Source organism: Acinetobacter sp. UBA5984 (assembly GCF_002429925.1).
GTDB lineage: Bacteria > Pseudomonadota > Gammaproteobacteria > Pseudomonadales > Moraxellaceae > Acinetobacter > Acinetobacter variabilis.
The window spans coordinates 51,113-63,727 of the sequence record NZ_DJBE01000053.1 but is presented as its reverse complement, the minus strand read 5'-3'; the positions used below and the strand labels follow the sequence as shown (position 1 = coordinate 63,727).

The following is a 12,615-nucleotide window of genomic DNA, read 5'->3' as shown; positions in this document are numbered from 1 at the left end:
AGTGAAACCGGCAAATGGTCAGGAATATTTATAAGGCGAATTTGTATAAAAAACTTTAATATTGAGAATAGTTTACATCTATTTTTAGGCTAAAAACATCTGATAAGCCATACGGCAAATCAGCAAACTGACCAGGATCAGAAACAGAATCCGGATAAAACCGCTGCCATATTTAAAGGCCAGTTTAACTCCTAATAGCGAACCGCAAATATTCGCAGCCGCCATCATGGCACCGACTAGAAACAGCACATGACCTGTAGGAATAAAGAAACTCAGTGCCGCAAGATTGGTAGTGAAATTGGCAATTTTCGATAAAGCTGAGGCATGCAAGAAATCCACACTCAGATAACGAATAAAGAAAAAGATAAAGAAACTGCCTGTGCCTGGACCAAAAATTCCGTCATAAAAACCGATGGCCAGACTGCCTAATGCTGCCAATATCAGCATCTTTTTATTCAGCTTTTGCTCAACGTGTACCCGACCAAACTGCTTTTTCATGAATGTATAGATTGCAATCACGATCAGCATGATCAGCACAAAAGGCTTGAGAATATCCACCGGAATCAAGGTGACACTGGCTGCTCCAATAAATGAGCTAATAAAGCTACACAGCGCAATTACACCAAGTAAAACCCATGGCAGTTTGACCTGTCTAAGATAGGAAAAGGCTGCCGAGCCTGTACCAAAAATGGAGGCCAGCTTGTTAGTGCCAAATACTGTGGCGGGTTGCAACTGCGGCAGGCTACTCATAATTGCCGGGATTTGGATCAAACCGCCACCACCAACGGCAGCATCAATCGCTCCTGCCATAAAGGCAAAAAGTACCAGACTGAGGATAATCTCGATGTCCATTGTTATTCAACGCGACTAGAGATTAAGAACACGTTTGGGTACCAGACGTTTTTTATCCGTGATTTCAGCCAGGCCTAAGCATTTCTCACCATCAAAGACCAACACCTGTGGCTCTGCCGGATGGTCGATATTACTTTCCATACCCCGGCTAAAATATTCTGCACGGCCTTCCGGTGCCTGAATCTGCGGGAAATGCTGTACCGGTGCATAAGCTGGCAGTAATAGTGCTTCACGTTCTGCCTCAGTCAAGCTTTCCAGATATTCAATGGTATAGCTGGGGATAAGGTCAAAATGACCAGTTTGAATCCGGTGCAGATAAGTCAGATGACCATAAGTACCAAGTGCTTTGGCAATATCTTCGCCGAGTACCCGGATATAAGTGCCTTTGGAACAGGTTACATCCAGCGTAATGCTATTTTCAGTAAAAGATAAAAGCTCAATTGCATAAATGGTTATTGGACGTGCTTCACGTTCGATTTCAATGCCCTTACGCGCCAGCTCGTACAGCGGACGACCTTCTTTTTTCAGAGCCGAATACATCGGTGGTACTTGCTGGATCTCACCAACAAACTTGGCAATTGTCTCCTGAATCAACTCTTCATTCAGTTCAGGGACTGGTTTTTCCAGCAGAACTTCCCCTTCGACATCACCTGTGGTGGTGCTATGTCCTAGAAAAACTGTAGTCTGGTAACGCTTGGTTGAATCCAGCAGATAATGCGAAAACTTGGTCGCCTCACCCAGACAGATCGGTAAAAGACCGGATGCCAATGGATCTAGTGCACCAGTATGTCCAGCTTTTTGCGCACGATATAACCAGCGTACTTTTTGCAATGCAGCATTCGAGCTGATGCCTAGAGGCTTATTTAATAGAAATACACCGCTGATATGACGACGCTGAATTTTAGGAGATGAGGATTTCATGGCAAAAAGTCAGACATTTTATAAATTGGCGCAATGGTAAAACCCCTGCCAATTATTTACAACTTTTCTACAGCATATAAGGGGCAATATCTCCTATCCTGCCGAATGCAAAATTTAAAATAATCCGATAATTAAAATAAAGGTGCATAGGATATGCAGAAATATAAACTATGGATCGTGATTGCGCTCATTGTATTGTGCTTGATTACCCTGATTCTATGGCTAGCTCCTAGGGATGAAGCACAGGCACGTGTCTCAGGCCCGCAATCCACCAATGAAAGCAGCGCTCAACAGGCAGCAGCACTGGCTAATGGCCCCGTAAATAACATATTCCCGAGTCCAAGCCAGCAGGATACGGAAATTAATTGCCAGATGCAGATGGATGTCAGCAATCGCCTGATTGTCAATGAACAGACCCGTAACTGTTTTGAATATTTTATTACCCAGTACGGGGAAAAAACCCTCGAACAAATCCAGCGAGATTTTAAAGCTTATATTCAGCAGAATTATCAGGATCCTGCGCTCTCACAAGTCCTGGATCTTTGGGACCGTTATATCCAGTATCGTCAAGGTTTGGGAGAATTGACTCCACCTACAGGTTTGGATCAGGAAGATCCAGCTTACTACCGCAGTATCTATGCCAGCACCCAGAATATGCGTAAGCGCTTTTTCTCTGATTATGAAATTGAAGGACTGTTTGGCACTGAAGATACCTATCATGAATATACCTTAGACCGTATGGCAGTCATGGCGGATAAAAAATTGAGCGAAGCAGAAAAAGCCCAGAAACTAAAAGAACTGTTTGCCCAGTTACCGCAGGACTGGCAAGAAAACCTGGAGCAACTGAATAAACTGGAAGATCTACGCAAACTTACGGCTGATATTAAAGCGCGTGGTGGTTCTGCGGAAGAAATCCGTCAGATGCGACTGAATCTGGTCGGGCCTGAAGCAACCCAACGTCTGGAAAAACTTGATGATGAACGTGCGAATTGGAAATCCAGTGTGACGCGTTACTTGGGCGAGCGGGATAACATCCTAAAAAGTGGCCTGAGTGAAAATGCCAAACAGCAGGCAGTTGATCAGTTGCGTCAGAAACATTTCCAGCGCCCTGAAGAACGGCTCCGTGTAGGTACATTTGAACAGGTCCATGATCAGGGAGGGACCTTACCCTTTGCCAATTAATTTTCAGCTAAAATTGCTCATTGACGCCGTAGCTAAACAGTACTGCAACGGCGTCGAATATCTTCTCTTATTCCCTTTCTTTTTGTCTCATCTCTTATATAAAAACAGTAACGACAATCATCTATTTTGAGAGTTTAACAGAGCCATTTTCCTCTGAAAACCTTGATTTTCTTGGGTTGATTACTTTTTTTAACATTGTTATTTGTTTCTAACTATTTCAGCCTAAACATTCATCAATCTTAGATTTCAAGGAGTTAATAATAAAATACATACGTATATAAATTTCAAATTTATGTGCTCACAAGTGCTCACCGGGCGTGGCCCAAAATGACATGGAATTGGCTCATCAGCATGAAAAAATGCTTCTGCTTCAAAATAATAATTTTTGCACGTGATTGAAGATTAGGTCTGCACGATCGAGACATCCAACTTCAATATTTAACGCGCATCAATACTCCCGAGCAATGATTGCTTTTTATAACAATAAAATGAACAAAGGAACGGTTATGCGTACTTTTATTAAAACAACACAGATGCTGGCGCTTTCCTTGGCAGCAGGCCTCGGTTTTGGCTTTTCCACACAAACCCAGGCGGCAGCAAGTGCAATTCAGGTCACTGAAAAAGCCAAATCAGACTATGCCAAAACCAAATATCCCATTCTGATGGTACATGGCTGGCTAGGCTGGCAACGCATAGGTACCGATACCATTGGTTTAGATTACTGGTATCAGATTCTGCCGGATATGGCTCGTAATGGCTCGACCGTGTTTGCCACCCAGTTGTCGCCTGCCAATACCACGGCTCACCGTGGTGAACAGCTCATTCATCAGGTCGATGAAGTGCTGGCAATTACAGGGAAGGAAAAAATCAATCTTATTGGTCACTCACATGGAGGGCCGACAGTACTTTATGTAGCAGCAACTCGACCGCAGCAGATTGCATCCATTACAGGGGTCGCAGGCACCTATCATGGCTCTAAAGTGGCCGACGATATTCAGAACAATACCCTCACCCGTACTGCTTTCAATATTCTCGGTGATTATATTATTGGACCGCTCATTACACTGGGGCAGTTCAAACCCGAACTGGAAATTGATTTCGATGCATCCATGAAATCCCTGACCCAAACTGGCTCTAGCTCTTTTAATGCTAGCGTGGCCAAACAGATGGTGCAGGATGGTGTCTTAGCCTCCACAGAAAACTGTAATAAAAATCTGAAACCAAAAGACCGTAACGGTATCTATTATTATTCTTGGACCGGTGTGGCTCAAGCGACCAATGCACTGGATATCGATACCATCCTGATGCAGCTTGGCCCTCTATCTTATGGCAATAAAGACAATGATGGCATGGTCGCCCGTTGTAGTGCATTCATTGGTAAAGTGATTAATGACCAGTACAAGCTGAACCATACCGATCTGGCCAATATGATGTTTGGTCTTAAAGGCCTGTTTGCTCCAGATCCGGTGGCGATCTACCGTCAACATGCCAATCGTTTAAAACTTCAGAATCTCTAATTTTTATCGCCCTTATATCTACGGATATAAGGGTTTTTCGTTATTTTCACTTGAAAAAACTAAGGAGATAAAAAAACTTAAAACGCTGAATGGGTCAGCTTTCAAGCTGGCTATTCCCCACATTATGGCGAGGATCGCCTTAACACAACAACAAGAATGAGGAAATAATGATGAAATATGGAGTATTAACGGCAGGTCTGCTCATGGCAGCGACCTGTTTCACCGCTCATGCCTCCACTCAGGCCAGTCAGGTGACGGCGAAAGCCAGTTCACAATATGCCAAAACCAAATATCCGATTGTATTTTCACATGGTATGGCGGGTTTCATTCAGGTTGGCACTGATCAGTTTGGACTGGATTACTGGTATCAGATTTTACCTGATCTGGCCCGTAATGGTGCGAATGTCTGGGCGACACAAGTCTCCCCTTTTAACTCATCTGAAATTCGCGGTGAACAACTTTTGGAGCAGGTCAAGGAAATTGCCGCAATTACCGGTGCAGATAAAGTCAACCTGATCGGACATTCACATGGTGGCCCAACAATTCGTTATGTGGCCGGTTCAGAACCTAAGCTGGTGGCTTCATTAACCACAGTAGGTGCACCACACAAAGGTTCGCCGGTTGCAGACCTGATTCTAAAAGCTGAAGGGACTGCTATTGAAGCGCCACTGCTCGGTACGATAAATCTGGTTTCTAAAGCTATTACCTGGGCTCAAGGTCTGGACCCAAACTCTTATCCGCATGATTCACTTGCGGGTGGTAGCAGTCTAACCCTGGCAGGCTCTGCAAAATTTAATCAGAAATATCCAATTGGTATGCCAAGCACTGCTTGCGGTGAAGGTGCTTATAGCTGGAAGCATGCGGATGGGCAGATTTACAATTATTCATTCACAGGTGTAGGCCAAGTTACTAACCTGCTTGATCCTGACTCAGCACTTAAAGTCACTGCTTTGCTCATTGATGGGGGTAAAGAAAATGATGGCCTGGTATCACGCTGTAGCGCCAAGTTCGGTAAAACCATTCGTGATAACTACAACTGGAATCATCTAGATGAAGTGAATATGGTCCTAGGATTGAAAAACCTGTTTGCTCCAGATCCAGTAGATGTTTACCGTCAACATGCCAACCGACTAAAACTACAAGGTTTATAAAAAAATAGCGAGCATAAAAAAATGCGCCCAGAGGCGCATTTTTTGCTTTAAAGCAAGGCTAAAATTAACCTTGTTTACGAGCTGGCAACTTTTCACGAATACGTGCAGCTTTACCAGAAAGTTCACGTAGGTAGTAAAGTTTAGCACGACGAACGTCACCACGACGTTTAACTTCAATCTTAGCAACGATTGGAGAGTGAGTTTGGAATACACGCTCAACGCCAACACCGCTAGAAATTTTACGTACTGTAAATGCAGAGTTCAAACCACGGTTTTTCTTAGCAATGACAACGCCTTCGAACGCTTGTAGACGTTCACGGTCGCCTTCTTTTACTTTAACTTGGACAACTACTGTGTCACCTGGTGCAAAAGCTGGGATGTCTTGTTTAAGCTGAGCATTTTCTACAGCTTGTACTAAAGGATGCTTACCGCTCATGGGGTATCTCCAATATGTGCGAGTCAGAAGAGGTCTGATTATCGCTGGGTATAGAGGCTGAATCGCATAGACCCGATTGACTTTCTCTTTATGCTTGACCGCTTCAATGCATAAAGAGCCTATTTAAGTACTTAATTTACATTAAGTAGTTTAGTTTGCTCGAAGCATAGCTTCTCGCCTTGCGCTCGGGTAAAGCAATGCTTTACTCACCCTCGCTCATCTTTTAGCCATTTCTTTTGCTGCTTAGTCAGTTCAACTTTTTCTACCAACTCAGGTCGGCGTTCCAAAGTGCGCTGATATCGCTGCAAAAACCGCCATTTCTCAATATTGGCATGATGTCCCGATTTCAAGATGTCCGGTACATCCATACCTTCAAAATGGTCTGGCTTGGTATATTGTGGGCAATCTAACAGACCATCCACAAATGAGTCTTGCACGTGTGATTGTTCATCTGACATTGCACCCGGAAGTCTCCGGATAATACTGTCCAATAACACCATCGCAGGGAGCTCACCACCCGACAACACGTAATCTCCAATCGACCATTCCTGATCAACATATTTCTGGATCAAACGCTCATCGACACCTTCGTAACGACCACACAATACAATCAATCCGTCATATTTAACGAAATTCTGTACTGCAGGTTCATTTAAGGTTTTTCCTTGCGGTGACATATACACCACAGGAACATGAACTGCACCCGCTTGCGCTGCAAGCTCTTTGGAACGGTGAATTGCTTTCGCTAATGGCTCAGCCATCATCACCATACCGGGACCACCACCAAATGGACGTTCATCCACCCGTTTGTAGTTCCCTTCAGCAAATTCACGTGGATTAATACAATGAATTTGCATCAAATCACGTTTTGCTGCGCGCCCGCTAATACCGTAGGCTGTAATCGCTTCAAACATTTCAGGAAAAAGCGTAATGACTGCAAAGAACACCGCAGACTCCTCATTTTCCTGCTGCGTTAATCCTGTTAAGGATTAATAATCTACGCCCCAATTTACGTAAATACGACCAGCTTCGAGATCAACTCGCTGTACCACATCTTTATGCCATGGAATCATCCGCTCTTCGCCATCAACGCTATCAGCAGTAGCGCGAACTACCATCACGTCATTGGCACCTGTTTCAAACATTTCATGGATTTGACCGAGATTCACTTCCTGTTCTTCTTCATCCAGACCTAACACAGTTAGACCTTTCAAATCAGACCAGTAATACTCGTCCACGCCTGGTTGAGGCAGTTGCGATTTAGAGATCCAGACATTAGCACCAACCAGACCGTCTGCTGCGGTGCGATCACTCACACCCTTCAACGAAACAACCAGACCTTTGCCATGTGGTTTCCAACGTTTTACATCGACAATTTGCCAACCTGCTTTGGTTTCAATGTACCAAGGAAGGTAGTCAAATATATTGCTCATAGGTTCTGTATTGGAATAGACCCAGAGCCACCCATTTAATCCATATGCTGAACGCAACTGTCCAATCTGAATACGATCTTCGGGAACATTCTGTGTTGGTGTCATGGGCAAGCTACTACCTAATTTATATAAAAATTATGCAGCAACTGCAGCTTTCTTAGCTTGAGCAGCTAAAGAAGCAACACGATCAGAAGGTTGAGCACCTTGAGAAACCCAATGAGCAAAACGGTCAGCATCTAAACGAAGTTTTTCTGCTTTACCTTGAGCTGTAGGGTTGAAGAAACCAATACGTTCGATGAAACGACCGTCACGTGCATTACGGCTATCAGTCACAATGATTTGATAGAACGGACGTTTTTTAGCACCACCGCGTGCAAGACGAATAACAACCATGATAGAACCTTATAGTTTTTACGGATTATCCCTGTACCGACCATCGATACAGCTCAAACCCCTTTCATAGAGGGCAATATTTTACGCGAAGTTTGTCTTTAATGAAAGATTAAAAGTAGGTTAGCTACAATTTTGGATTTAGTTAGCGGCCGTCCCAGTTGGAGGTAGCTGAAAGATTGCAGGTTGACTGCCCCTTTATCCAGCATTTTTCCCCACGGTGATTCATAACCAGGCTACCGTCACTTTGTTGAGTTGTGCCATTAATTGGTGTTGCATTTAATGTCCAAGTATTCCGTGTAACATTCGTCAATGTAACTGTATATAGTGCTGTGCCCTGTCTCGGAATATTTAATGGCACTGTTTCCCCAATATCAGCTAATGTAATTGGTAGTCCAATAGTGGCTGGAGGCACAGAGGGTCTTAAATATGAGAAATTGGAAATTTTGTATCGTTGAATTTTTTTTGCAATATCAATTAACTCAGCTTTTAATTCTTGACGATGGGTTTTACGAACATATTCTAGATATGAAGGATAAGCTATAGCAGCTAAGATACCTATAATCGCCACAACAATCATTAATTCAATCAGCGTGAAACCTTTAGTTTTCATTTACCATGTCTCACTACCAGAGTTAGTATTTCCACAGCTTGTAAAACTAACGTTTTCTGCTGCTTTGTTCTTACAACGAATGCCTGTACTTGTTAGTAAAAATGAATAGTTTTGAGTATCCGTACTCAATCCCCTAATAACCCAACTACGACCAGTTGCAGTAGATGCATTTAGCAGAGGGTTACTATTATCTCCGCTAACAACTTCTATATTATATTTGATGGCACTTCCAGTCGCACCTTCTGGAATAACCACAGCAGAAGGAGTAAAATTCCTATAAGAAAAATTTCTAGCCTTATGTCTTTCTAACAAGCTAGAAAGATGCATCATCTCTTGTTGGGCCTGACTTGCGTGTGCACGTCGTACATATTCTTGATAAGAGGGAATAGCGATTGCTGCAAATATTGCAACAATCACCACAACCACCATCAATTCTATAAGCGTAAACCCAGAGAATTTGTCTTTAATCATTTTGATCCCTCGTTTATCGACGCTCATACCAACGCTGTGGGATTAATTTATTAATAGTGTTATACCGTGCATTTAAAATATTATTCGGTTGAGGAACTTTTGTGGTATCCACGTTAACAACTATTAAACGCTGCATACCAGAACTATCCCCAGCACCTACGGCACCGCCTACAATCCCAGCACCTAAATTTAAACGATGTGTACTTACAGAACCACTATTACACTGACCAAAAGGCATACAGAATAATGTCATAAAGCTTTCGCCTTTCACTCCCGCTCCACAATCACCAGACAATCCAGGCTTACTTCCATCGAAGGTCGTTACATACATATCATTATTAATTACGATAGGTGTCGACATTACTTTTTCACTTTGAACTTTTTGGCTATTAAAGTTGTAATACCAACCTGAAGTTAATGCATAAGGGGCAACCCTTTCTACTTTTGATTCCCCAGCTTTAGGGAACCTTGTAGCATCTGTAATAGCTAATAACTTATTTTTAGAATCTGTGGTAATTCCCACCATACTTTCAGGTTGCAACTTTATATTTTTTGTAAATAAATCAGCATCGGTTAATGAGTATTTATGAGATTTATCAGTTGTGCTTGTTGGATTATTACGTGTCAATTTCAGTAAGCTTTCTCTAGCAACATCCTTATCATAAATATTGAACACACCATCATAACTATAGTTTGTATCTGTTCCAGTCGTGGTCGTATTATGTGTGTACTCACTTAAAGGCTTGCTTCTATTTCCTGATCCAATTGAAACTAAGCCGAAAATTTGTCCATCGCTAGCATATGTAGAAAATGCAGGTGTTTCATAAAAACGTGGGCTGTATTTACCTTTATTCAAATTAAGAATAAGCGTCGGATTTCTTGCGAAGAGATCTGTTTCGCTACCTGCCTGATTATTTAAATCAATACGCCAAACTTGTCCCCCTAAATCACCGAAATACAAATGATCGGTTAAGCCATCTGAATCACGATCTATAGTACGAATTTGGCTGACTACGCTATATGCCATTTGTGAGGCTGGTTTGGCAACAAATGTTTTTTTACTTTCGGTAGCATTTGCACCAGTCCACCATAATAAATCCCCATTTAAGGCATCAAACATATAGACGCCTGCTCCCACCTTATTCGATTGCACATAATCGTCGTACTCGTAACCACGGTATTTATCAGTGGTTTTATGGTTATCATTACCAGCATTAGTACCTTCTGCATCATAACCACCACCTACAAACATGACCAGTTTTTTAACACCTTTCCAATTTACCCAAGTAATTGTGGGTTTTGACCAACTTTGTCCCATACACCCAAGAGGATTTTCAGTTGAACAAGTACCTGTGGGATTGATTTGAAATTGAAGTTTCGGCGCATCAATATCTGCTAAATTTAATGCATAATACCCCTTACCCCCCATGCGTAACCCACCATAAACTATTTGTTTTCCTTTCACGGTTTTATTCACATTTTGGTTATTTTCAACAACTGTATAGGGTTTTCCCTCACCAACAGATAATAAATCTGCATTATTTTTATCTATTACATATTCTGTATAAGCAGTCCAAGGTCCGTCAACACCATAATACATGCTCTTCATACCACCGCTTGTCAATTCAGGCTTATTAAATGCTTCCGCTTGACTCTCAACTAGTTCATTGGGAACGAAAGCAAATTTTTCTTTACCTGAGATAGCATCCACAACATGTAGTAATCCTTGTGTGGTTCCAAATAGAATAAAATCTTTACGATTCTCTGATCCAACTACATTAGTAGTATCGTTATAAGTAATTTTACCCTGATTTGTTAACAAAACTGGACTAGAATGCATTACAGCTCCAATCTGTCTTAATTCAGGTTGTTGTAATAAAGTAGCTTTTGTTAAAGTGTTTTCTGTTTTAGTAGAATTTAGATAAGATTTTGGATCAAAAGAATAGCCCAATAAATTCATTAAGTAGCCAATTTTTTGATCTTTTTTCTTTAAATTATCATCAAGATCTGTGACTTTCACTTGCTGTAATGTATCAGTATTTGTTACTACCCCCGCCGATGTATAACCACGAGTAGTAAATAACTTACGCTGAACAACATCCGTCCCAGTATGACGCAAATCTAATTGCATTTTCACCCCACCTACTAAAGCCGCAGTTTTTTGCACATCACTCGGAGTTGCTCCAACTGTAGGTGACCATAAATCATAGTTATCAATGATTTTACCTTTAACATCCGTGATCAAATTACTCAATTTATCGAGTAATTTACCATTTCTATCTACATTATATTTTTTTAAGTTTCCAGACCAATGCTGATAGGTTTTCTCAGGCATAGGTTCAAACTGTGGATAATACGCATAATTTTGTAAAACAATTGGATTCAACTCATCAGATGGAATCGTGGGAGTACCTGTAGTTACAGCTGGAATTTCAGCTCCCAAATCGTTAATAAAATTATTTACACTATCAACAATATCTTGAGAACTGTTACCCGCATACCATCCTCCTTCTCCCAAAATACCCCACTCTGCAGCACGTTTTACATCACTATTAATATTTCCCAAAGCATCTAAATTTTCTTTTTGTGTTTTTGAACGATCATAGCTGGTCACATTATTAAACGAATTACCAAAACCGACTACAGCAGTTTTAAATTTTAAATTCTTAGGATTTTGTTTAGGATCTATTAATGCAGCATTTAATTTTCTTGTGCAATCCCAACCATCACCATTATTATCACAAGTAAAATTAGGATTATTTAATGCTAATCGAGCTGTAGTTTGAGTTGAAGCATTTTGGTTAGGTTCACCATCGGTTAAAACATAAATACCTTGCCCACTACATTTTTTAATTTCATCTGTTTGAGTTAAAGATGTGGGTGGAATATAATTATTTCCTGATTTAGTATCTGTACTCGAAAAATCAAAACCTGATGCAATATGTGTACCAACATAATACTTTCCATTATAATTATCTACCTTCCCACTTCCGGAATTAGTGTATGCACTAGGAATATATGATCCTTCATACCACCGGTCCCAGCTTGTACAATTATTGCTCGCATTCCATTGGGTACACATACCATAATTATTATATTGATCGAGTTTAAAATAATTCTGATAAATGCCTTGTGGTTTAGTTGTCGTCCCCATTAAATAAGCAATTGTCTCTGCATATGATCTTGCTGTTGGTGTATTTGTATTGGCACCTAGACTATTAATGGCAGCAACTAACACGTCTCGATGTGTTTTATCCTTATTAGTGCCTGAGGTATACTTGTACCCTAGTTTTTTTGCAGGTATTAAAACTGCACCAGCATTATAATTCTCACTGTTCCACCTTGCACCTAGTGTAGATAATCCTATTATTTTATCATCATCAATTTTAGTAATTTTATTTGTTACATTTCCATTTAACAGATCTTTCATTGCTGTCTTTACACGATCTATCCTAGATGTACTACCACCATCTTTATTTGTCATACTCCCAGAAATATCAAGCATAAACATTAAGGTAATATCACCTGACTTCGCCTCTTGATAAATTTCAATATCACTGGCAAAAGACGATGTAGAAACACATGTCATAGATGTAATAATTGCAGATAAACTCATTGCCAAAACATTTTTAAATGGATGAGTTTTTTT

Annotated in this window: 12 protein-coding genes; 3 read left to right on the top strand and 9 right to left on the bottom strand. The window is 41.1% G+C overall.

Annotated features, from left to right (window positions below):
- Positions 1-84 precede the first annotated feature (84 nt).
- Positions 85-852: a sulfite exporter TauE/SafE family protein gene (locus B3J29_RS08575; RefSeq protein ID WP_004787054.1), complete on the bottom strand. Its 768-nt coding sequence runs from the start codon at positions 850-852 to the stop codon at positions 85-87.
- Positions 853-867: 15 nt separating this feature from the next.
- Positions 868-1,773: a tRNA pseudouridine(55) synthase TruB gene (truB, locus tag B3J29_RS08570; protein WP_180013477.1), complete on the bottom strand. Its 906-nt coding sequence runs from the start codon at positions 1,771-1,773 to the stop codon at positions 868-870.
- Positions 1,774-1,926: 153 nt separating this feature from the next.
- On the opposite strand from truB, the gene B3J29_RS08565 reads away from it, so the two are divergent.
- The 3 genes from B3J29_RS08565 (at position 1,927) to B3J29_RS08555 (ending at position 5,623) form a co-directional block, all read left to right on the top strand.
- Positions 1,927-2,955, top strand: a complete 1,029-nt coding sequence (locus tag B3J29_RS08565; protein ID WP_261635314.1) for a lipase secretion chaperone — start codon at positions 1,927-1,929, stop codon at positions 2,953-2,955.
- 506 nt (positions 2,956-3,461) lie between these two features.
- On the top strand, positions 3,462-4,472 hold the full coding sequence (locus tag B3J29_RS08560) for an esterase/lipase family protein (RefSeq protein ID WP_261635313.1): 1,011 nt from the start codon (positions 3,462-3,464) through the stop codon (positions 4,470-4,472).
- A gap of 170 nt (positions 4,473-4,642) precedes the next feature.
- A complete protein-coding gene (locus B3J29_RS08555) occupies positions 4,643-5,623 on the top strand; it encodes a lipase family alpha/beta hydrolase (protein ID WP_261635532.1) in 981 nt (326 codons plus the stop codon).
- 64 nt (positions 5,624-5,687) lie between these two features.
- Here B3J29_RS08555 and rplS read toward each other — a convergent pair whose 3' ends face one another.
- From rplS to B3J29_RS08520, 7 genes are all read right to left on the bottom strand, one after another.
- Positions 5,688-6,059, bottom strand: a complete 372-nt coding sequence (gene rplS / locus B3J29_RS08550) for a 50S ribosomal protein L19 (protein ID WP_004787066.1) — start codon at positions 6,057-6,059, stop codon at positions 5,688-5,690.
- A 206-nt stretch (positions 6,060-6,265) separates the two neighbouring features.
- A complete protein-coding gene (gene trmD, locus B3J29_RS08545; RefSeq protein ID WP_261635312.1) occupies positions 6,266-7,006 on the bottom strand; it encodes a tRNA (guanosine(37)-N1)-methyltransferase TrmD in 741 nt (246 codons plus the stop codon).
- Between the two features lie 42 nt (positions 7,007-7,048).
- On the bottom strand, positions 7,049-7,597 hold the full coding sequence (gene rimM / locus B3J29_RS08540) for a ribosome maturation factor RimM (protein ID WP_004787070.1): 549 nt from the start codon (positions 7,595-7,597) through the stop codon (positions 7,049-7,051).
- A 30-nt stretch (positions 7,598-7,627) separates the two neighbouring features.
- A complete protein-coding gene (gene rpsP / locus B3J29_RS08535; RefSeq protein ID WP_004281198.1) occupies positions 7,628-7,885 on the bottom strand; it encodes a 30S ribosomal protein S16 in 258 nt (85 codons plus the stop codon).
- A 142-nt stretch (positions 7,886-8,027) separates the two neighbouring features.
- A complete protein-coding gene (locus B3J29_RS08530) occupies positions 8,028-8,495 on the bottom strand; it encodes a type IV pilin protein (protein WP_286964993.1) in 468 nt (155 codons plus the stop codon).
- A complete protein-coding gene (locus tag B3J29_RS08525; RefSeq protein WP_180004773.1) occupies positions 8,496-8,966 on the bottom strand; it encodes a type IV pilin protein in 471 nt (156 codons plus the stop codon).
- A 13-nt stretch (positions 8,967-8,979) separates the two neighbouring features.
- Positions 8,980-12,582, bottom strand: coding sequence for a pilus assembly protein PilY (locus tag B3J29_RS08520; protein ID WP_414632204.1), 3,603 nt, complete (start codon positions 12,580-12,582; stop codon positions 8,980-8,982).
- Between the last annotated feature and the right edge of the window lie 33 nt (positions 12,583-12,615).

What these genes read in the sequence shown, in the direction of transcription:
- B3J29_RS08575 (WP_004787054.1), bottom strand. Translation starts at nt 852, where the DNA reads ATGGACATCGAGATTATCCTCAGTCTGGTACTTTTTGCCTTTATGGCA.
- truB (WP_180013477.1), bottom strand. Translation starts at nt 1,773, where the DNA reads ATGAAATCCTCATCTCCTAAAATTCAGCGTCGTCATATCAGCGGTGTA.
- B3J29_RS08565 (WP_261635314.1), top strand. Translation starts at nt 1,927, where the DNA reads ATGCAGAAATATAAACTATGGATCGTGATTGCGCTCATTGTATTGTGC.
- B3J29_RS08560 (WP_261635313.1), top strand. Translation starts at nt 3,462, where the DNA reads ATGCGTACTTTTATTAAAACAACACAGATGCTGGCGCTTTCCTTGGCA.
- B3J29_RS08555 (WP_261635532.1), top strand. Translation starts at nt 4,643, where the DNA reads ATGAAATATGGAGTATTAACGGCAGGTCTGCTCATGGCAGCGACCTGT.
- rplS (WP_004787066.1), bottom strand. Translation starts at nt 6,059, where the DNA reads ATGAGCGGTAAGCATCCTTTAGTACAAGCTGTAGAAAATGCTCAGCTT.
- rimM (WP_004787070.1), bottom strand. Translation starts at nt 7,597, where the DNA reads ATGACACCAACACAGAATGTTCCCGAAGATCGTATTCAGATTGGACAG.
- rpsP (WP_004281198.1), bottom strand. Translation starts at nt 7,885, where the DNA reads ATGGTTGTTATTCGTCTTGCACGCGGTGGTGCTAAAAAACGTCCGTTC.
- B3J29_RS08530 (WP_286964993.1), bottom strand. Translation starts at nt 8,495, where the DNA reads ATGAAAACTAAAGGTTTCACGCTGATTGAATTAATGATTGTTGTGGCG.
- B3J29_RS08525 (WP_180004773.1), bottom strand. Translation starts at nt 8,966, where the DNA reads ATGATTAAAGACAAATTCTCTGGGTTTACGCTTATAGAATTGATGGTG.
- B3J29_RS08520 (WP_414632204.1), bottom strand. Translation starts at nt 12,582, where the DNA reads ATGAGTTTATCTGCAATTATTACATCTATGACATGTGTTTCTACATCG.